Annotated in this window: 17 protein-coding genes and 1 pseudogene; 11 read left to right on the top strand and 7 right to left on the bottom strand. The window is 62.7% G+C overall.

The window, feature by feature from the left end; all coding sequences use genetic code 11:
- The first annotated feature begins 124 nt into the window (after positions 1–124).
- The 6 genes from Q0O40_RS03420 to Q0O40_RS03395 are packed head-to-tail and all read left to right on the top strand — an operon-like array spanning position 125 to position 6,076.
- Complete coding sequence (locus tag Q0O40_RS03420) at positions 125–1,471, top strand: amidohydrolase family protein (protein WP_295526198.1); 1,347 nt, start codon at positions 125–127, stop codon at positions 1,469–1,471.
- The gene (locus Q0O40_RS03415; RefSeq protein WP_295526196.1) at positions 1,468–2,688 is read left to right on the top strand and encodes a cytochrome P450; all 1,221 of its coding nucleotides are present in this window, start codon (positions 1,468–1,470) and stop codon (positions 2,686–2,688) included. The genes Q0O40_RS03420 and Q0O40_RS03415 overlap by 4 nt, the downstream gene beginning before the upstream one ends.
- Positions 2,688–3,899, top strand: coding sequence for a cytochrome P450 (locus Q0O40_RS03410; RefSeq protein WP_295526194.1), 1,212 nt, complete (start codon positions 2,688–2,690; stop codon positions 3,897–3,899). Before Q0O40_RS03415 ends, Q0O40_RS03410 begins: the two co-directional genes overlap by 1 nt.
- Positions 3,896–4,642, top strand: a complete 747-nt coding sequence (locus tag Q0O40_RS03405) for an SDR family NAD(P)-dependent oxidoreductase (RefSeq protein ID WP_295526192.1) — start codon at positions 3,896–3,898, stop codon at positions 4,640–4,642. Before Q0O40_RS03410 ends, Q0O40_RS03405 begins: the two co-directional genes overlap by 4 nt.
- Positions 4,635–5,324 carry a ThuA domain-containing protein gene (locus Q0O40_RS03400; protein WP_295526190.1) on the top strand — a complete coding sequence of 230 codons (690 nt, stop codon included), beginning with the start codon at positions 4,635–4,637 and terminating at the stop codon, positions 5,322–5,324. The genes Q0O40_RS03405 and Q0O40_RS03400 overlap by 8 nt, the downstream gene beginning before the upstream one ends.
- Positions 5,321–6,076: an SDR family NAD(P)-dependent oxidoreductase gene (locus Q0O40_RS03395; RefSeq protein WP_295526187.1), complete on the top strand. Its 756-nt coding sequence runs from the start codon at positions 5,321–5,323 to the stop codon at positions 6,074–6,076. Before Q0O40_RS03400 ends, Q0O40_RS03395 begins: the two co-directional genes overlap by 4 nt.
- On the opposite strand, the gene Q0O40_RS03390 is transcribed toward Q0O40_RS03395, so the two are convergent.
- Genes Q0O40_RS03390 through Q0O40_RS03380 form a run of 3 tightly spaced genes read right to left on the bottom strand, consistent with a single transcriptional unit; the run spans position 6,073 to position 8,251 of the window.
- Positions 6,073–7,080, bottom strand: a complete 1,008-nt coding sequence (locus tag Q0O40_RS03390; protein WP_295526184.1) for an amidohydrolase family protein — start codon at positions 7,078–7,080, stop codon at positions 6,073–6,075. The genes Q0O40_RS03395 and Q0O40_RS03390 overlap by 4 nt on opposite strands.
- A 1-nt stretch (position 7,081) precedes the next feature.
- A complete protein-coding gene (locus tag Q0O40_RS03385) occupies positions 7,082–7,843 on the bottom strand; it encodes an SDR family oxidoreductase (RefSeq protein WP_295526182.1) in 762 nt (253 codons plus the stop codon).
- 27 nt (positions 7,844–7,870) lie between these two features.
- A complete protein-coding gene (locus Q0O40_RS03380; RefSeq protein WP_295526179.1) occupies positions 7,871–8,251 on the bottom strand; it encodes a limonene-1,2-epoxide hydrolase family protein in 381 nt (126 codons plus the stop codon).
- A 311-nt stretch (positions 8,252–8,562) separates the two neighbouring features.
- Here Q0O40_RS03380 and Q0O40_RS03375 point away from each other — a divergent pair, with 311 nt between their 5' ends.
- Together Q0O40_RS03375 and Q0O40_RS03370 are read left to right on the top strand one after the other, a co-directional pair.
- Positions 8,563–9,825, top strand: a complete 1,263-nt coding sequence (locus Q0O40_RS03375; RefSeq protein WP_295526177.1) for an MFS transporter — start codon at positions 8,563–8,565, stop codon at positions 9,823–9,825.
- A complete protein-coding gene (locus tag Q0O40_RS03370) occupies positions 9,782–10,357 on the top strand; it encodes an ArsR family transcriptional regulator (RefSeq protein WP_295526173.1) in 576 nt (191 codons plus the stop codon). The genes Q0O40_RS03375 and Q0O40_RS03370 overlap by 44 nt, the downstream gene beginning before the upstream one ends.
- A 19-nt stretch (positions 10,358–10,376) precedes the next feature.
- On the opposite strand, the gene Q0O40_RS03365 is transcribed toward Q0O40_RS03370, so the two are convergent.
- Genes Q0O40_RS03365 through Q0O40_RS03350 form a run of 4 tightly spaced genes read right to left on the bottom strand, consistent with a single transcriptional unit; the run spans position 10,377 to position 14,773 of the window.
- Positions 10,377–10,964, bottom strand: coding sequence for a CoxG family protein (locus Q0O40_RS03365; RefSeq protein ID WP_295526170.1), 588 nt, complete (start codon positions 10,962–10,964; stop codon positions 10,377–10,379).
- Between the two features lie 19 nt (positions 10,965–10,983).
- Complete coding sequence (locus tag Q0O40_RS03360; protein WP_295526168.1) at positions 10,984–11,778, bottom strand: xanthine dehydrogenase family protein subunit M; 795 nt, start codon at positions 11,776–11,778, stop codon at positions 10,984–10,986.
- On the bottom strand, positions 11,778–14,144 hold the full coding sequence (locus tag Q0O40_RS03355; RefSeq protein WP_295526166.1) for a xanthine dehydrogenase family protein molybdopterin-binding subunit: 2,367 nt from the start codon (positions 14,142–14,144) through the stop codon (positions 11,778–11,780). Before Q0O40_RS03355 ends, Q0O40_RS03360 begins: the two co-directional genes overlap by 1 nt.
- On the bottom strand, positions 14,141–14,773 hold the full coding sequence (locus tag Q0O40_RS03350; RefSeq protein ID WP_367183712.1) for a (2Fe-2S)-binding protein: 633 nt from the start codon (positions 14,771–14,773) through the stop codon (positions 14,141–14,143). The genes Q0O40_RS03355 and Q0O40_RS03350 overlap by 4 nt, the downstream gene beginning before the upstream one ends.
- Positions 14,774–15,208: 435 nt before the next feature.
- On the opposite strand from Q0O40_RS03350, the gene Q0O40_RS03345 reads away from it, so the two are divergent.
- From Q0O40_RS03345 to Q0O40_RS03335, 3 genes and pseudogenes are all read left to right on the top strand, one after another.
- Complete coding sequence (locus Q0O40_RS03345; protein WP_295526163.1) at positions 15,209–17,578, top strand: TonB-dependent receptor; 2,370 nt, start codon at positions 15,209–15,211, stop codon at positions 17,576–17,578.
- Positions 17,579–18,106: 528 nt separating this feature from the next.
- A pseudogene (locus tag Q0O40_RS03340) lies at positions 18,107–19,619 on the top strand (acyl-CoA carboxylase subunit beta).
- A gap of 319 nt (positions 19,620–19,938) precedes the next feature.
- A partial coding sequence (locus Q0O40_RS03335; protein WP_295526160.1) for an autotransporter-associated beta strand repeat-containing protein occupies positions 19,939–20,939 on the top strand: 1,001 nt, incomplete at its 3' end.

Below are 20,939 nucleotides of genomic sequence, written 5' to 3'. Positions count from 1 at the left end.
TTTTGAATCAGCGCATCCTCATTGTTTCAAAACGATGATCGCGTTTAAACTCCTGAGACAAGTTGCTCGCTTGTGATTCTATCGAAATAAATATAAAAATTCTGGCAGAGAACGGAGAGGCACTTTGGACGCGGCAATCATCACCCTGATCGAAAGCGGCATTCTGTATGACGGCAGTGGCAGCCCGCCACAGCTCGAAGCCATTGCTTTTTCGGACAGGATTCTAGCGCGCGGAGAAGAGGCCTTGGCCTACTGCGCCGACCGCAAGGTAACGCGAATTGACGCGCGGGGCATGACGGTCATGCCTGGGCTGGTCGATGCGCACTGCCACATCAGCTTTGACGAACCGTTCAGCAACGACGAGCTGTTTTTCCACCGGCGGGAGGGGCTTGCCGCAATCATCGCCGCCTACAACGTCCGCAAGGTGCTGCGCGCGGGCGTGACCACGATGTTCGATGCCGACACCATCTTCGATGTTTCGCTGGACCTGCGCGACGCGATCGAATGTGGCGTCACGCCGGGACCGCGCATGCGATGTGGCGGCAACGCGCTGTTCACCTCGGTCGGCGGGACGGCCGGACTGCTGGTGCCCGATGAAGGCGGCATCGGTTATCTCAAGGTAACGCCGAGCAAAGATGATATCGTTGCCGAAATCCGCCGCCAGGCCAAACGCGGGGCGGACTGGATCAAGATCCATGTCACGGGCCTGATCCCGCGCCAGCGAAGCGAGGGCGAGATCCAGGTCTGGTCGTTCGAGGAACTCGTTCTAGCCGCCGCAACCGCTCACGATCTCGGGCTGCCTATAGTCGGGCATTGCCGCAACGCCACCAGCACGCGCGACGCCGCGCGCGCCGGGTTCGACATGATCCTCCACGCAACCTATATGGACGACGCGGCGCTGGAGGCGGTGATCGCCGCAAAAGTGCCGATTGTTCCGACGCTTACTTTCCAGGCGGTCCTGGCCGATCATGGAAAGATGATTGGGGCCAGCGCCTATTTGCAGGATCTGTTTGCGAAGGAAATTGAACAAAGCAGCCGCCAGCTGCGCATCGCCTATGACGCCGGAGTGCCGCTGGCATGCGGGACCGAAAGTGGATTTTCGATCACGCCCTATGGCGAATGGCACTGGCGCGAACTGCAGATCCTGGTCGAGAACCTCGGGCTCACGCCGCTGCAGGCGCTGCGCTGCGCCACGTTCGAGGGCGCGCGTGCGCTTGGCCTTGCCGATCGCATCGGCACGCTTGAGGTCGGCAAGGACGCGGATATCATCGTGGTAGCGGGCGATTGCACGCAAGACGTGACACTGCTGGGCGAGAAGGGCGGCATTGCCCACGTGTTTCAGGCGGGCAAGGCGACCGATCTTGCGACGCCGCTGCCCGAACGGCGCGATCCCCCATCGTGGCGCGTTTCGAACTATTCGAGGGTCGCTGCTACGCGGCTTGCCACCGGTCATTGGAAGGCTGGCGAATGACCGAGCATACGATCACCAGCTTCGAAGGCTGCGCCAAAACCCTGCGACAGAGCGAGCTGCGCCAATCGCTTTATGACGCCGCATCGCTGATGATGGAGCGCTGCCTCGTCAATCTGCATGGGGCAGAACACCGTGCACGACGCAATGTCGAAGCAACGGTGTTCCGCAAAAACGTCTTCGTCGATTACGAAAAGAACATCATGCCGCAGACGCTGGCCGAAACGCTGGGTCCTTTTCTGGCCGCTGGCAAAGGCGATCTGGTCGACATCGGCTACCGTATGATGATGAACCTCACCGTCGATTTCACCGGGATCGACAGGACCGAGCGTTCGGCCGAGGAGACCGCCGAACTGCTGCGGCTGCTCAAGGAGTTCAGCCTTGCCCCCGCGCTCGGCCAGTCGCGTCCAGAAGATGTGCCCGAAAAGCGCGCCCGGATCGAGCGCGCCATGGAACAGTTCCGGGAGCGTTTCCTCACCCCCTCGCTGAAGCGCCGCCGGGCACTAAATGCTGCGTGTGATGCAGGGAAAATGTCTGCCGATGCCTTGCCGCGAGATGTGCTCATGGCGCTGGTCATAGACGAGGACAAGCTCGGCATGACCGAGCAGGAGTTCCTGCAGGAGGGCATCTTCTTCACGATGGCAGGTGCGCACACCACCATCCATTCGCTGACCCACGCAATCCATGAAATCCTGGAATGGGTAAACGCCCATCCCGAAGACATCGCGCGCCTCGCTTCGGACCCGTTCTTTATCCAGCACTGCGTTTTCGAAAGTGTGCGTCTGCACCCTTCCAGCCCTGTCGCTAAACGGCGGGCGCTTTGCCCGATCACACTTGGCGATGGCAGCGCAGCCAACGAAGGCGACACCGTCGTTATCGATCTGCGCCAGGCCAATCGAGAGGAAGCCGTGTTCGGACCCGATCCAGAGCACTTCGACCCCCATCGGACCTTTGCCGGGCAGGCCTTTGCCCACGGCATCTCGATGGGGCTTGGCGCGCATGCCTGCCTCGGGCGCAATCTGGCGATCGGGGTCGAACCCCGTGCGGATACCGTGCCTGCCGATCACCAGTTCGGCACGGTGCCGCTGATCGTAAAGGCCCTGCTGGAGGCCGGAATCCACGCCGATCCCGATGACAAGGCCGCGCTCGACCAAGGCATCACCCGCGTTTCCTGGGCACGGTATCCCGTCCGCTTCGACCGGGAGCGAGCGATCATCTGATGAGCATTCACCGCATCACCTCGTTCAGCGATTGCGAAACGGCCCTCCGCAACCGCGATCTCAAGCAAGCGCTTTATGATGCGGGCAAAGTCGTCATGGACGGGGTGCTTCTGACACTTCATGGCGAGGAGCATGGGCGGCGGCGCACGGTCGAGGTCAGGGTGTTTCGTCGCAACTTCTTCCACTACTATGAGAAAGAGGTTTTCCCCAAAACGCTGGGGGAAACCATGGCGCCTTACCGCGCCGCTGGGGGCGGTGATCTGATCCAGCTCGGCTACCGACTGACGGTAAACCTGACCTCGGATTTTGCCGGGATCGACCGGCGGCTGCGAACAGCTGAGGAAACCGAGCGCCTCATCGCCATCACGAAGAAGCTCAGCGAAGGGGCCACAATGGTCCATTCGACCCGCAACCATGCCGACATCAACCGCGAGGTTTCAGCGGTGATGGCGGATTTCGACAGGGACTTTTTCCAACCCTCGCTGGCCCGGCGCCGCGCGCTGATCGCGGCCTGCGCGGCAGGTGAACTCTCCGAAGCAGAGTTGCCGCGCGATGTGCTAACGACGCTGCTCATGGGCAATGATGCGCTGGAACTGGAAGAACACCAGATCTTGCGCGAGATCGCGTTCTACATGCAGGCAGGCGCGCATTCGACCGCCAATGCGATTGTCCATGCGCTCCACGAGATCCTGCACTGGGCAGGCTATGATGCGGCGCGCTGGGCCCGCCTCGATAACGCGATCTTCGTGCAGCATTGTGCGCATGAATCGCTGCGGCTGCATCCCGCCAGCCACGAGGCCTGGCGCAGCACGACTTGCCCAATGCATGTGGCGGGCGCGGGTGAACTGGAGGCAGGCGACCGGATCGAGCTCGACTTGTTCCGGGCGAACCGCGATGTGGCGGTCTTTGGCTCGGATGCGGACCAGTTCAATCCCGACCGCGTCATCCCTGGCAATGTGTTGCGTTCGGGCCTCGCCTTCGGCATCGGGCTGCACACCTGCCTGGGCCGCGAGCTGGACGGCGGGATCGTGGCCAAGCCCGGCTCCGACCCCAACGAGGCCCAACTCGGCATTGTCGCGCTGGTGGTGGGTGAGCTTCTGCGCTGCGGTGCGCGAACGATCGCCAGCGATCCGCCGGTGGCCGATGCAAGCACAAAACGCCCCAACTGGGGCTCCTTCCCGTTACAGTTCACAAAGGATCGCCATTCATGAAGCTTGCGCTTGTGACGGGTGGCGGCGCAGGAATCGGCGCTGCAATTGCAAAAGCCCTGCTCGCTGCGGGATACCGCGTTGCCATTGCAGATGTGAATGCCAACAGCGTTGCCGCGCTGGCTGCTTCCCATGAGCACCTGACTGGCCATCTCGCCGACGTGTCCGATGCCGCTGCGGTCAGCGACTTGTTCGATGCCTTCGGCGACGTGCCCGACCTTGTCGTCAACAATGCGGGGATCGTGCGTTTCGGCCAACTCGGCGAGCTGTCAGTCGAGGCGTTCCGCCAGGTTGTAGATATCAATCTGATCGGGGTGTTTGCGGTCACGCGTGAGGCGGTGCGGCGCATGATCCCGCGCGGGTCGGGCCATGTCGTCTCGCTCACTTCGATCAATGCCTATAGCCCCGGACCCGGTGCCGGAGCCTATCCCGCAACCAAAAGCGCCGTGCTGCAATTGATGAAGCAATTCGCGCTGGAGTATGGTGGCCACGGGCTGCGCTTCAATAGTGTGGCTCCCGGCTTCGTCGATGGCGGCATGTCCGCACCGATCTATGCCGACCCCAAAGTGCGGGCCAGCCGCACCGCCGGGGTGCCGCTTGGCCGCCTCGGCACGCCCGAGGACATCGCCAATGCCATCTGCTTCCTCGACAGCGCGGCGGGCAGCTATATCACCGGGCATGATCTGGTGGTCGATGGCGGCGTGACTCACGCCGTGCTCAAGAACCTGCCACGCGGCAATGAATGAACCCCATCTGGTCATCTACAGCGATGGTTACCGGCATCCGTTTGCCGAATCGTCGGCAGCGCTGGCAAGCATTGCGCAAGGCATGGGGCTGCGGACCACGCTCACCTCGAGCATTTCTGAAGCGCTGACGCTAGTCTCCGGTCGTCGCAGTATCCTTGCCGTCAACGCACTGCGCTGGTCGATGACCCAGGCCGAACGCCACGCCGCAGATCGCGCAGAATGGGGCGCCTTGCTGGATGATGCGGACATGGCGCGGATCGCAAACCATGTTGCAGGCGGCGGCAGCTTGCTCGCGATGCATACCGCCGTAATTTGCTGGGACAACCAGCCCGGCTGGATCGATCTGCTCGGCGGTGGCTGGAACTGGGACCACTCCTTCCATCCGCCTCTTGGCAATGTGAGCGCCGAACTGACATTCGCCGGAGCCGCGATCAGCGCAGGCGAACGCCGCTTCACGCTGGCAGACGAGGTCTATCACAACCTTGACCTTGCCAGCGACTGCGAGGTTCTGGCCGCTGCCGATGCCGGACATGGCGCGGTCCCGGTGGTCTGGCGCAGGATGTGCGGCACTGGAAAAGTCGCGGTCGACACGCTGGGGCATGACGGGGCTTCGCTGCAGCATCCGGCGCATGCTGCGATCCTAGCAGGATTGCTCGAATGGCTGCGCGGAGATCCGACATGACTGACATTGCAGGCAAAAGCATTCTCATCACCGGCGGTGGTTCCGGACTTGGCGAAGCGATGGCGCGGCATTTCGTGGCGCAAGGTGCCCGTGTCACGATCAGCGGCAGGCGCACCGACAAGGTCCGCGCGGTGGCCGCTGACATCGGGTGCGCGGCCGTGACAGGCAACGTGACCGTGGCGGCTGACCGCGCTGCCATGATCGCGGCCGCACTGGCCAACGGCGGCAAACTCGACGTGCTGATTAACAATGCCGGCAATATGTATCGGGGTCCGCTGACCGAACTGGACGAAGCCCAGCTGCTTGGAATTTTCCATTCGAATGTCGTCGGTGCAATGATGCTGTCTGGCCTTGCCGTGCCGCATCTGGCGCAGACCCGCGGATCGATCCTGTTCTTCGGATCGAGCCACACGCGGCGGGCCTTTCCCGGCGCATCACCCTATGCTGCCACCAAGGCGGCGGCGCAGACTTTGACGCAAGTGCTCGCCGCCGAACTCGGCGATCGGTCGATCCGCGTAAACTGCATTGTCCCCGGCGGCGTCCTCACCGAAATCAACGTGCGCGCGGGCCTCTTGACCGAGGCCGAAGCACGCGAACGCCTGACCGCCATGCTGCCATTGCAAGCGATCAATCACATTGGCCAAGGCATCGATGTAGCCCAAGCCGCCGAATACCTCATCACCGCGCCCTGGGTTACCGGCGCGATTCTGGATGTCGACGGCGGCCTCGGCCTTGGCCTGACGCGGAGTTAGCCGCGCAGCAGCCGCCGCGCATTGTCAGCCAGCAAAGGCTCCATGCCGTGGGTATCGAGGCTCTGCGGCGCATCCCAACCGGCAAAGTTGGTGCCATAGACCAGCCGTTCCTGCCCGACCCGCGCGATCAGCAAGTCAAGCGACTGACTGTCGTGCATGTGGATGTCGTACCAGATGCGCTGCAAGGTCTCCTCGAACCGGCCCTCGGGCCGCAGATGCTCCGGGACCCAAGTGCGTTTGTGCGCGGCATGGCGCAGCCGTCCCCACAGCAGGCTGATCGCGCCGCCGCCATGGCTGATGCAAATATCGAGCGCGGGATGGCGGTGCAGCACTCCGCCAAACAGCAACGTGGCGAGCGCAACCGTTTCCTGCATCGCGAAGCCGACCGTGATATCAAGCTCGAACAGGCCGAGCGAGGCAGGGCCAGGCGGGCCGTCGATCCCAGCCGAGGCCGGATGGATGAACAAGGGCACATCCAACGCACTCACGGCGTCGTAAAACGGGTCCATCACTGCATCGGAGAGCCCGTGGGGCATGTCCGCGCCGATATAGGCGGCGCGAAACCCAAGTTCGCGCACCGTGCGGCGCAGTTCCGCGATGGCGGCTCCCACATCCTGCATCGGCAGCGCAGCGGCGGCACCGAGCCGGTCCGGAAACTGCGCCACGACAGCCGCCAGCGCATCGTTGTGGACGCGGCAGAAACGGATCGCCTCGTCGGCGGGAATGTAGTGGAAATAGGTGAGCGGGTTGGGCGAGAGCAACTGCCAGTCGATGCCGATCCGGTCCATTGCGGCGATGCGCAGCGCCGGTTCCATGAACGGACTGCCGCGATATCGCACCCCGCGCAGGCGGTAGTCCCCGATGCGAAACACCGGCACCCCGTCGGCCTCCGCGTAAAGTTCCGGCCCGAAAGCCCCGGCCCCGCCGAAGGTTTCCTCCAGCACCGCATGGGCGTGAATATCGATGACGCGTGCGCCTTGAAGACCACTGTTGGCCACGCTCATGTCAGGCATACCCTCTGCTTGCACCGCCATCGACGGCAATTGCGGTCCCCGTGACATAGCTGGCTGCCGCGGACCCCAGAAACACGATCATGTTGGCGATTTCATCCGCTTTGGCAAAACGGCCAAGCGGAATATCGGCCAGAATGGCATCGCGGGCCGGGTTGGGTTCATCGCGGGGGCCAAGCAGACCGGCGATCCGGCCAGTCTCGGTCCATCCCGGGCAAACCGTATTGACCAGTACATTGTCGGCCGCGACCTGCTCCGAAAGCGTCTTGGCCCAGCCAAGCACCGCCATGCGCACGCTGTTGGAGAGCGTGAGGCGCGGGACGGGCTGCTTGACGCCGAACGACGAGACATTGACGATCCTCCCCCAGCGCTGCGCCCGCATCGCAGGCAGCACCGCGCGGGTCATCCGTACGACCGACATCAAGGTCAGATTGACCGCATCCTGCCAGTCTTGATCCGCCAGATCCTGAAACAGCCCGGGCGGCGGGCCTCCGGCATTGTTCACCAGAATGTCGACGGGTCCGAGCCGGGCCGCCACGTCGCTGCAGACCCGCGCGATATCATCGGCATTGGTCACGTCGGCCGCGATGGCCAGAGCGCCCGGCAAGAGCGCGCTGGCCGCATCGAGGCGGGATTGGTTCCGCCCGCAGATCGCGACCTGCGCGCCTTCGGCATGGAACCCCCGCGCCGCAGCGAGGCCAATGCCCTGGCTGCCAGCGCTGACCAGAACGATCTTTCCCTCAAGCCCCAGTTTCATGCCCGCCCCCCATTTCATCAGTTTGCGTCAAGCCAGTTGCGCCTGGTAGCTCGCCAGATCGAAGTAATCGCGCCATTCGCGAATGAGCCCGCCGCGTACCCGGAACGTGCCCATCACCGGTAAAGCCACCATCCGTCCTCGCACTGTCATCCGGTCGATCCGTTCGGTGAGCACATGCTCACCGTTCTCGGCAACGGCGCGCACCTCCCAAGCGCAGTGCTCGAAAGGACCTGCCGCACGCAGATAGCTCTCGACCGCAGCGAGGCCCGACAATGCCTCCATCGGGATGTTGTGATAAACGATATCATCGCCAAAGTGACTGATCACCCGGTCCATGTCTGGGCCTGTCCACGCGCCGCAAAAAGACAAAACCTTAGCCGTGGGCGAAGATTTTTCATCTTCCGACAATGGCCTGCCCCCCTGCCTAACTTGCAATCCTGCCGAACACTTGACATGACGCTCCCGCTTTGTGAAGTTTCGAAATCAATACAATAAATAGGGCCACGAGAGAAACAGCCCGCCATGCATGTACCAGCGACTGCATCCGCGAAGCCAGGTCACAAATCGCGCTGGAAAGGCTGATCGCCCCGCCCCTTGAAGGCGGGTTCCTGATCGAGATCAGCCATTTGCCGCCCGCTGCCGATGCGCCTGGGCTGCGGGTATGAACTTGCTTTAGAAGGACTTGGTACGGTGATGCTAACGACTGCTGGACAAGCTGGTTGACCGCAACGGGCAGCCTTGCCGAATTAAAGGCAGGATGGCGGCTGCTGGTAGCGTGCTCGCTCGGCATTGCCGGCAGCGCGATTGCCGTACCCTATTATACGATCGGCGCGATCACCAAACCGGTCGCGCTGGCGACAGGCTGGGCGCGCGCCGACATCCAGTTTGCCATTGCCTTCAGTTCGGGGATCGGCGCGCTGACTGCGCCGCTGACGGGATGGATGATCGACCGGTTCGGCGTCCGCGCTGTGGCATTGCCGGGCTTCTTCGGCGTTGCGCTGGGCATGGCGATCGCCGGATCGGCGCAATCGATCTGGACTTTCTATGCCGGCTTCGCGCTGGCCGCGATCCTTGGGGCTGGCACCAATCCGGTGCTGTGGTCCAAAGTTGTGACCGCGAGCTTCGACAAGGCCCGGGGAGCCGCGCTGGGCCTCGCGTTGGTGGGCACGGCGCTTTCAGCCATCGCGCTGCCGATGGTGGTAACGGTGCTGATCGCACAGTTCGGCTGGCAGCGCGCGGTGGCTCTGGTTGGCTTGCTGCCGGTTCTGATATCGTTGCCGGTTGCCATGCTCTGGCTGAAGCCAAAGCCTGCCGTCCGCGCAACTGAAGGGACGCAAACTGATAGCAAGGCCATAAGCATAAGCGTGCGCGCAGCCCTTCGCGGATACCGGTTCTGGGTCCTCGCGGCATCGGTCCTTTGCAGCTACCTTGCAGTGTCCGGCGTCCTCGCGGGTCTTGTGCCCGCGTTCACCGATCGCGGATTTGCGCCTGCCACCGCCGCCGCTCTCGCAGGAACGGTGGGCCTGGCAATGGTGCCGGGGCGGATTCTGGTCGGATTCGTGATTGACCGGATCTGGGCACCCGGCGTCGCTTGCGCAATCCTGCTTCTCCCTGCTGCGGCCTGCCTGACGCTGGTGTCCACTTCCCACATCGCCGTGCTCGCAGCGTGCTGCATGACACTCGGCCTTGCTGCTGGCGCGGAGCTTGATCTGCTGGCCTTCCTGACCGCGCGCTATTTCGGCCTCGCGCACTTCGCCAGAATCTACGCTTTGCTTTACGCCGGACTTGCGACAGGTAGCGCCCTTGCTCCGGCCCTGTTCTCGTTGATCCGTGACCGCACAGGCTCTTATCAGGCAAGTTTCCAGACCTCGGCGCTACTCTTCGTTGCTGCGGCCGTGTTATTGCCCCTGCTGGGGCGCTATCCTAGCGGACATGACGATGACCAAAGCTCGCAAACCGAACCTCTCACCACTCCCGAATAGCCCGGACAATCAGCAGGCAGCCTTGCCGATGCTGGTCGATCGCGTGTCGTTCATGATCCATCGCATCGGCGAGCACATGGCGCGCATCTGCAATCCGTGGTTTCAGGAATGGGGCCTCGATCTGGTCACATCGCGCATGATGGTGGCGTTGCTCGAACGCGAAACGATGACGGCGGGGGAAATTGTCAAGATAATGGCCTTGCCGCAGTCAACGATCTCGCACCAGCTCAAGAGGCTCGAGGGTCTCGGCTATCTGACCCGGACGGTTGGCGCGCAGGATTCACGCATCGTCTTCGCCCGCCTGACCGAGCGCGGCCTCGATATCGCGCAGCGATCAAACCAGCTCAGTCGGTCTGTTGTGGGGCAACTGGTCTCAGCCATCGGGGAGGATGATCTGGACCGGGTCCGCGCAGCACTCAAGCGTGCAGATGTCGCACTCGAAGCCATGTTTGATGCAACCACCGCAAGTGCGCCTGGATCACGGCGCAAGCGCAACACTGCTGGCAAGGTGCCCACCGAAAAGCCGCGCTGATCGCTAACGAGGCAACCCTTCAGCGCAGAATGAAGACCGCACCGGCCACGGCGGCTAGGCCAAGGCCGGCCAGAATTAGCCACTGACGCGCACCGCTACGGACGATTGCTTCTGCGATCGCGCCAGCCTCCGGTGCCGCAGCATTCGGCGTAGCGCTCTCTTCCACATCGGCCAGAACGGCCGCGAACTTTCCAAAAAAGTCATCGGCCATGGCCTTGGCCGTGCCTTCGATCAAGCGCGCACCCATCTGGGCCAGCTTGCCGCCGATCTGGGTTTGCGCAACATAACTGAGCGCCGTGCCGCCGCCTTCCCGGGGTTCCAGCGTCACAAAAGCGCTGCCCTTGGCGAACCCGGCTACCCCGCCCTGTCCTTCAAACTCCATCTTGCACGAGCGCGGCTCGTCGATCTCCGTCTGTCGCATGGTCCCAGCGAACCGTGCACTGACGGGGCCAATTTTTGCGGCAACTCTGCCGGAAAATTCGGTCTCGCTGGTCCGCTCGAGCGCCTCGCACCCCTTGAGGCAGGCTTTGAGCACTGCGGTGTCGTTGATCGCCGCCCATGCCGCCTCGGGCGAGCACGGCAAGTCGTAACGTCCGGTGATTTCCATTAAGGTACAATTCCCTGATTCAGGAGAGCGTCGCCAGGGCGCGGCGCGTGATCACCGTGGCAATATGACGGCGGTACTCGGCGGACCCATGGATATCCCCAGTGAAGTTCGAGAGGTCGAGCGGGACCGCGTCCAAGCCGTCAATATCAGCCCCGCGGTCGAGATGCTGCTCAGCCTCGTGCCAGCGGAACACTCCGTTCCCGCCTCCGATGATCGCGATCCGGTGCTCAGACCCCAGCCGCGCCGCGAAGACGCCAACCAAGGCAAACCGCGAGGCCGGATTGCGAAACTTGAGATAACATGCCTCGACACAAGCGGGGAACTGCACGGCGGTAACGATCTCGCCCGGCTCCAGCGCGGTGGTAAACATGCCGGCGAAAAAAGCTTCGGCGTCAAGCATGCGCAGGTTAGTTTTCACCCGCGCACCCAGCGCTATTACCGCGCTGGGATAGCAGGCAGCCGGATCGTTGTTTGCGATCGATCCGCCGATGGTGCCGCGATGACGAATCTGGGCGTCGCCAATCCCACCCGCCAGTGCAGCCAGCGCCGGAACCTTGGCTCGCACGATCGGACTAGCGGCAACTTCGGCGTGGGTCATGCCCGCACCGATCTCGATGCCCAGATCAATCAGGCGAATCTGGCGCAAGTCATCAAGCCGCGCAATGTCGACCAGCTGCGAAGGTGCGGCAAGGCGGGCGCGAAGCACCGGCATCAAGGTCTGCCCGCCCGAGATCAGCTGCGCCATGTCGTCCTGCTGCAACAGCTCAAGCGCCTCGGCGATCGAGGCCGGGCGGCTATAGCCAAGATCATACATCAGGAATTCTCCCGCGCGCGGCACAGCTGCCAGATCTTCTCAGACGATGCAGGCATGTCGATGTGGTCCATCCCCAGCGCATCACACACTGCGTTGATCACCGCAGGCGGCGCGCCGATCGCGCCCGCTTCGCCGCAGCCTTTCATGCCAAGCGGGTTGACCGGTGTCGGCGATGGCCAGAAGCACAGGCCGAACTCCGGCAAACTGTCCGCTCGCGGCATGCCGTAGTCCATGTACGACGCCGTCATCAGCTGAGCGTTGTCCGGATCATAGAGCGCGTTTTCCCATAAAGCCTGCGCGATCCCCTGGGTCACGCCGCCATGGACCTGGCCTTCGACGATGAGCGGGTTCGCGACATTGCCGAAGTCATCAGCCGCGTTGAATGCGACGACTTCGACAACCCCGGTTTCAGGATCGATCTCGACCTCGCAGACATGGACCCCGGCCGGGTAGGTGAAGTTGGGCGGATCGAAAAAGCTGGTCGCGACAAGACCCGGCTCGATCTGGTCGGTGGGAAAGCTCGCGGCACCGTGCGCCGCCTGCGCCATCTCCACAAAAGCCACCGTCCGGTTGCTGGCAGCGCTCGAATATATGCCGTCTGCGAAAACCACGTCCGCGAGATCGACTTCGAGCATGTGCGCGACGATGGCTCGGCCCTTGGCGACGATCTTGTCGCAGGAGTGAACCGCTGCCGACAGCCCGACGGACGCGCGCGACCCGTATGTCCCCGTGCCCGCCTGTATACGGTCAGTATCGCCCTGGACCACGTTGATGCTGTTCATCGGAACCCCGAACCGCTCTGAAACGATCTGGGCATAGACTGTCTGATGGCCCTGCCCGTGGTTGTGCGCGCCGGTGAGAACCTCGATCGAACCGCCCGGTTGCACCCGAATTTCGCACGATTCCCACATGGCTCCTCCCCCGCCAAGGCTGGCGAGCAGCTTTGATGGGCCGATCCCGCATGCCTCGACATAGGCGGACAAGCCAATCCCGCGCAGCTTGCCTCGGGCCTGTGATTCAGCCTTGCGCGCCCCGAATCCGGCATAATCCGCAAGCCCCAGCGCCGCATCGAGACATCCCTCGTAATCGCCACTGTCGTAGCAATAGATGAGCGGTGTCTGGTACGGGAACTGCCGGATGAAATTGCGACGCCGTATCTCCGCCTGATCGACCCCGATCTCGCGCGCAGCAAGATTGGCGAGCCGTTCGATTAGATAGGCGGCTTCGGGGCGCCCAGCGCCTCGATAGGCGTCGACGGGGCAGGTGTTGGTATAGACGCCCTCGACCCGGGCATGGATCGCAGGAATGGCATACTGACCCGAGAGCATCGTGGCATACATGTAAGAGACCACCAGCGCGTTCGAGGTGGAGATGTAGGCGCCAAGGTTGGCTAACGTGTGAACCCTCAGACCAAGAAAACGGCCATCGTCGTCCATTGCCAGTTCCGCGGTGGTCAGGTGATCGCGGCCATGCGCATCGGTAAGAAAAGATTCGCTGCGCTCGGCGGTCCACTTCACCGGACGGTCGAGCATCTTGGCGGCAAAAGCCACCGCAAATTCCTCGGCGTATGCTGGCGCTTTCGATCCGAAACCGCCGCCGACATCGGGCGAGACAACGCGCAGATTGTTTTCCGAAGGCAGCCCCAGCATGAACGCGAAAAACCCGCGCATGCCGATCGGGTTCTGGTGCGTCAAATGAATGGTCATCGCCTGATCAAAGGCAGACCATTGCACGTTGATAGCGCGCGGCTCGATCGCATTGGGAATAAGCCGGTTGTTGCGCAGGTTCAGCGTGACGCGCCGGGTGGCGGCAGCAAACGCGGCTTCAACTTCGGCGCTGCTGCCGATCTCCCATTCAAAAGCGCGGTTCTGCGCAATGCCGTCATGCAATTGCGGCGCGCCATCGGCAATCGCCGCCGCGAGATCGACGACGGTCGGCAATTCCTGATACTCGACCAGCACCGCATCTGCCGCATCGCGCGCCTGATCGCGCGTTTCGGCAATAACCAGTGCAACGGGTTCACCCACGAACCGGATCGCATCCACCGCCAGCGCATGATGCAGCCCGACCCGGGCGGGCGTGCCATCAGTCGAGCTCAGGTTCCAGCCCGATGGCAGTGGCGGCAATCCGGCATCGGCCAGTTCACGTCCGGTGAAAATGCGGATCACACCGGGCATATCCTGCGCAGACGCAAGGTCGATCCCGGCAATCGCCGCATGGGCGTAAGGTGAACGCACAAACGCGGCATATGTCTGGCCTAGGAACACCAGATCATCGACGAATCGGCCCCGCCCGGTGATCAGGCGTGCATCCTCGACCCGCTTTACCGACTGGCCGAATTTCCCGTTCGAAACCGTTTCGTTCATGCCATTTCACCCATGCGTTCCGCGCCCGCACAAACCGCCTTGATGATGTTGTGATAGCCCGTGCAGCGGCAGAGATTGCCTTCGAGTTCTGCCCGCACTGTCGCTTCATCCGGGCGCCCGTGACGGTTGACGATATCGACCGCCATCATGATCATGCCGGGCGTGCAGAAGCCGCACTGAAGCCCGTGAAAATCGTTGAACGCCGCCTGCATCGGATGCAATTCGCGGCCGCTCGCCAGCCCCTCAATGGTCAGGATATCACAGCCTGCGGCTTGCACGGCGAGCATTGTGCAGCTCTTCACCGCTTTGCCATCGACATGCACGGTGCACGCCCCGCATTGGCTGGTATCGCAACCAATATGGGTGCCGGTGAGGCGCAGATGATCGCGCAGGGCATGCGTCAGCAAGGTCCTGCCATCCGCTTCCACTTCGACATCCCGGCCATTGACCCGCAGTTCGATCCTGCTCATCCCCATCCCCGCCTGCTTCGGTGTTTGTATCCGGCACTGCCGCCGCGGCAGAGGCAAGCAAAGCACCTGACCCAACCACGTTATCTGTATATTGCCACGCCTTCCTCCGGCATGCCAGAGGAAGGCGTCTCCAGCATCGATCGTCGCCGCGCTGCGCAAGGTATGCGAGCGAGCGCTTCGTCGTCAAGAGATTGAAAAAGCGCTCACTTGCAGCCCCCATCGCTCAGAACTTGATCTCAAACTCTACGCCAAAGATCGTGCGCGCGTTGATAGTGCCAAACGTAAGATGAACCGCTCCTTCCTACTGCCTTGGCAAACCTGCCGCTGCTGTCCGACGTGATCCTTGGCTGACAGGTTCAAGGCCTTGAAGTCGGCGGTCTCATTGAGTGGCTTCCAATCGGGAAAAACTGACGCTGGACGCCGTCGGTCAATCGTCTCGGTTTTGTGCAATGCTTCAGACATTCACCGACGCACTCTCATTTTTGCCTGTTGTACCAGCTTTCGCAGACGACATCCTTCGCCGGACAGGCCGGGGGTAATTTACCGCGCAAAAGCTGCGGAGCCCGGTCGTCCATTGGATGAGGGGATAATGCCATGCGGTATGTAAACGTTTTGGGTTCGCGCGTTCTGGTGCGATGCTCGCTCGCGGCGATTGCTATCGCTCTTGCCATTCCCGCGCAGGCGGCAGAGGCGGAGGTTGGTGCCGAGGCTGCTTCTGCTCCTGAATCCGCAGGCAAGGACGACATCATCGTCACCGCCACGCGGCAGGCGGCAGACCAGCAGAAGGTCGGCGTCTCGCTGACCGCGCTCACCTCTGAAGATCTTGCATTGCTTGCCCCGCGTTCGCTGCTCGATATTCAAGGCTCGGCACCCAACGTGTTCATCGGCAGCGGCACCGCCGCGCCGGGGCAGAGCGCGATCTACATCCGTGGCCAGGGCTATGCCGATGTGGAAAAGACCCAAAGTCCGCCGGTCGGCGTGATCCAGGACGGCGTGTTCTTCGGCAACAACACCGGTCAGCTGCTCGACATGTTCAACATCTGCTCGGTAGAGGTCGATCGCGGGCCGCAGGGCATCTTCTATGGCAAGAACACCACCGCAGGCCTCATCAACCTCACCCGCTGCGCGCCGACGCGCAAGCTGGGGGCCTCGCTTGAGGTAGGCTACGGCTCGTTCAACGAATTCTATGGCCGCGGCGTGCTCAATGCACCGCTGGGCCCTGACGGCGGGATCGCGTTCTCGGGCCAGTATCGCCGCATCGATGGCTTCCTCAGAAACGTGTTCACCAATCGCCGCGCCGGCGGCAGCGAATACCGCGCGTTCAATCTCAAGGTCAATTACAACCTGACCGACTGGCTGAACGCCGATCTCAGCCTCGATCACATCAACCAGACCGGCGGCGGCACCCCGGTGCAGTTCGGCAACAAGCTCACCGCCTCAATCCTGAGCGGCGGCAATCCGGGGGCGGTCTGGCCCAACTACAACTCTGTCACCGGCAGCCCGGACGGCCTGAAACCGCGCGAGATCGGCAACAATCTCGGGGCCGACAGGGACCGGCTGAACACCAACACAGCCAGCCTGCTGCTCAAGGCGCAGACCCCGATCGGCGAACTTGTCTCGCAGACCTCTTACATATCCTCGGGCGATACGGTGAATCAGGACTTCGACGGCACCTGCAGAGGCGCGCCAGGCTGCACCAGTGTCGGCAACCCGCTGCTGGCGGCAACCGGCAGCCAACTCCTGACCAACCGCGACCAGACCTACAAGCAGTTCACCCAGGAAGTCCGCCTTCAGGGCAAAGCGCTCGGTGATCAGCTCAACTACATCGTCGGCGCCTTCTACTATGATCACAAGATCACCCTGCACCAGAACACCAACAGTGCGATTGACCAGTTCTCGGTCGAGAAGGCTTATAGCTGGTCGTTCTTCGGCAACCTCGATTGGAAACCCACCGACACGATCACGCTTTCGGGCGGTTTGCGCAACATCTTCGAGGCCAAGCGCTTCAACACCGAGTACATCCTGCTCGGCACGATCCCACTTGTCCCGCGGATCAACGATCGCCGCAGCTGGCAGAGGCTGATCACCCGCTTCAATATCCAGTGGCAGGCTACCCCCGACGTGCTGCTTTACGCGAGCCGCGCAGAGGGCTTCCGCTCGGGCGGTTTCTCCATACGCGGCACGCTTTCCGAACAATCCGCGACCCAGAACAACTGCGGCGTGACCGGCGGCTGCCCGAACAACAACTTCCTCTCGTTCCTGCCCGAAACCAATACAACCTATGAAGCCGGCTTTAAGACCCGCTTCTTCAACCGCGCGGTCACCTTCAACGCGGCCGGCTTCATCAACGACATCACGAACTTCCAGCAGGCGCAGGTCGTCGTCACGCCTGGTTACGGTCCCGGCACCAACACGTACGTCAACAGCTTCCCCAAGGTTCAGATCAAGGGGCTCGAGTTCGAACTCGATCTCGATTTCGGGAAGATGACCCCGTCGCTCGAGGGCTTCAAGCTCTCAGGAACATATGGTCTCCAGGACGCCAACGTGAAGGACGGCAGGACCAACGGCCAGACCGCCTCTATCGGCCCCGCCGCACAGGCCGGCGCGCCCGGCAGCTCGGCAAACTTCACCGGCGTCGTGCTCCAGCGCGTGCCCCGCAATAACTTCACCGTGCGCGGCAGCTATATCCGCGAACTCTCCGACGACGCCAAACTCTCGCTCACCGCCGGCTACTCGTGGATCGACAGCTTCTCGCTCGGCACGTTCGGAACGCTGAACGATATCCAGCCCAGCTACGGCCTACTCGATGCCTCGGCCGCGCTGAACTACAAAGGCTACTTCCTCCGCGTGGCGGGCAAGAACCTGACCAACAAGGACTACCGCACCCAATCTCTGCCCACCGTGTTCTTCCAGGGATGGGCCGCACCTGCGACAGTCACTGTTTCGGTCGGCGCGAAGTTCTGATTGCGGTCCCCTCGCTCTGGGACATCTCGCCCTGCCTAACGGGGCGATCATACGAGGGCGAGGGGGCTGTGATGCTCAACCCGATTTGCCGCGCTTTGCTCGTTAAAGGCCTCACGCCACAATATCGTGCCCTAAGCAGGGCGTTCTAGGCTCAGGACTCATTGATTGAGCCAGAAGATGACGGTTGCGGCGATAGGAATAGCGCTACATTTAATCGATGAACCGAGGGCAAATTTCGACGGCGCGATCCAGATGAGCGAATGTCCGAAATGTTGGCGGGACCAGCCTTGTACAAGCCGTGCCGGCGAATGGCAGCTATCTCCACTCGGCCGACCAGAACCTGCGAGTCTGCTAACGGCCCAGAAGCCGTCGCCTCAGACGGTGAACGGACTGCAAGGTTTGATGAAGCCACACTGATCTGCCAACGACCGGAACGCTGGCGAGAACGGCCAAGTTGCCCTAGCAAGATTGTTTGCAGCGACATCTGCAATTGGACGTGCCACATCGCTGAGCGGGAGAGCGTGATCGATGACCTGGCAAGCCGAAATCGATGAGCTGCGACGCCGCGAAGGCCTGGCCGAAAAGATGGGCGGCGCCGACAAGGTCGCGCGCCAGCATGGGCGCGGCAAGCTCGATGCGCGGGCGCGGATCGCCGGGTTGGTCGATCCCGGATCGTTCCGCGAGATCGGGAAGATCGCTGGCAAGGGGCAATACGATGCCGCTGGCGAGCTCACCGACCTCAGCGCCTCGAACCTCATCTTCGGCCGCGCTGATATCGAAGGCCGTGCAGTGGTCGCCTCGGCAGATGACTTTACCGTGCGGGGCGGGGCGGCTGAGGCTGCCATCTACCGCAAGTTCGTCCAGTGCGAGAAAATGGCGCATACGTTGGGCATTCCGATCATCCGCATGATTGACGGAACTGGCGGTGGCGGTTCGGTGCGCACGCTGGAGGACATCGGTGCGACCTATGTTCCCGCAGTGCCGGGTTGGTCCGACGTGATTCGCAACCTCGACGGCGTGCCCGTGGTCGCGCTGGCGCTCGGGCCGACGGCGGGGCTGGGCGCAGCGCGAGACGTGGCGAGCCACTATTCGATCATGGTCAAGGGCCTCTCGCAACTCTTCGCGGCTGGCCCTGCGGTGGTAGAGGCTCTGGGCGAAGCCAGCGACAAGGAAAGCCTTGGCGGCAGCGCGATCCACACCCGCAACGGCGTGGTCGACGAGGAGGTGGCCAGCGAAGCCGAGGCGTTTCTGCGCGCCCGCCGCTTCTTGTCCTACCTGCCGAGCCGCGTCGGTCAGAGCGCCCCCCGGACCGAAACAGGGGACCGGATCGACCGGCGCGAAGATCTTCTGATCTCTGCCGTGCCCCGCGACCCAAAACAGGTCTATTCGATGCGCAAGATCGCAGAAGCGGTGGCCGACAAGGGAAGCGTATTCGAAATGGGCCGCCAGTGGGGCCGCGCCGCTATCACCGCCTTTGCCCGGTTCGACGGCTGGCCAGTGGCCCTGCTCGCCAGCGACCCCTCTTTCCTCGGTGGATCGTGGGAAGCGCGCACTTCGGAAAAAGTGGAGCGCTTCGTCAAACTCGCTGATCAGTTCCGGCTGCCGATCGTGCACCTAGTGGACAATCCGGGCTTCATGATCGGCCTTGCCGCCGAGACCAGCGGCACGATCCGCTATGGCGTTCAAGCCATGAATGCGATCTACCGCGCGACAGTCCCGCTCGCCTCGATCATCGTGCGGCGCGCCTACGGCATCGCCGGCAGCGCGATGAGCAATGCCGACGAATTTCAGTACCGCTTCGCCTGGCCCTCGGGCGACTGGGGCAGCCTGCCGATCGAGGGCGGGATCGAAGTGGCTTACAAGTCCGAACTGGAACAGGCCGCAGACCCGGCCGCGCATCTCGCCATGATCCGTGACCGGCTGAACAAGGTTCGCTCCCCCTTCCGCACCGCCGAACGTTATGCGGTGGAAGACATCATCGACCCGCGCGTTGCTGTGCGAGTTCGCCGAACTGGCATGGGGGAAGCTGGGCGCTTCCTGAGGCAATGGGCGGTGTTAGCCCACACGAAGCGGGAACACCCGGGTTGGAGCGCAAGCCGCTATCAGGTGCCTAGACGCGGGACTTGCCATGGTTTGTGATCGTCCGCAGCGCGAAACAGCCGTTGCTGGTGCAGGTGTTTGCCCTTAACCTGAAGCAATGGTGCGTTACGCGCGACGTTAACACGCAATTCGATCAGCACTGAGCAACCGGTGGCCAGGCCAGCCTGCCGTCCCGGCGCGAGCGGGGAAGCAAAGCAATGTCTATCTGGTTAAACGCTATAGACGGCAACTGGGCAGATAGCACGAAGTGGGACAGCGGGGTGCCCAACGGCAACACCGCCGTCGCTTCTTTCACCAATGTGACCAGCGCCAGTTCTGGCGGGCGGATCATTGATCTGGGTGGCGGCGCTTTCACCGTCAAGCAACTCAACATGGTGTCAACAAGCACGGTCTCTTACGGGTTGACGAATGGCACGTTGATTTTGGCGGCAAGCAGCGGCAGCGCCGGTATCTCCGTCGCCGCCGCCACAACCGGCGCTTTCGGCAGCGGCCTGCTCGTCTCTCTGACGCTGAATCTGGCCAGCAACACCAATTTTGATATCGGCGTCGACGCGGCGCTCGGGGCGTTTTTCACGATGACCGGGGTGGGGGCGCTGAACAAGACCGGGGCCGGCACCCTGGCGCTGGCAAGAGACAATTCGGCGTGGACCGGGGCGACCAACCTTAGCGCCGGGACGATCTTACTCAAGGACATCAATGCGCTCGCCAGCAGTAGCGCGCTCACGGTCAGTGCCGGCGGCACGCTTGTACTGGACGCCTTCGCCGGCGGCGCGTTCAACGTCAACGCACTGAGCGGCGGGGGCGCGGTGCTCGGCGGTTCTGCGGGAGTGCAGACACTCGCCATCAAAGGCGGAGGCGGCGTGTTTTCTGGCGCGATCACCGATGGCTTCGGCACAGTGGCGCTCAGGCACGACAGCACCGGCAGCACTTACCTTTCCGGCAACGGCAATACCTACACCGGCGGCACAACGGTCAACGCCGGCATCCTGCATTACGGCGATGGCGGCACCTCCAATGCATCGGTCGGCACCGGCACGGTTACGATCAACGGCGGCACATTCGCGCTGTTCAGGCCGGGCGACTACACCTTTGCTAATGCGCTGGCCGGGGCCGGGCGCTTTGACAAGAACTCGGCCGGCACCGCCACGCTGACTGGGGACAGCAGCCTGTTCACCGGGCAGATCACGGTTGCCGGCGGCACGCTGAAAGTGAACGACTCAGCTGTGCTGGGCAACAAGGCGCCGATCGAGGTTAAGGCAGG

This window comes from Novosphingobium sp. Chol11, assembly GCF_945870625.1.
Lineage (GTDB): Bacteria > Pseudomonadota > Alphaproteobacteria > Sphingomonadales > Sphingomonadaceae > Novosphingobium.
This window is presented reverse-complemented; position numbering and strand designations above follow the sequence as displayed.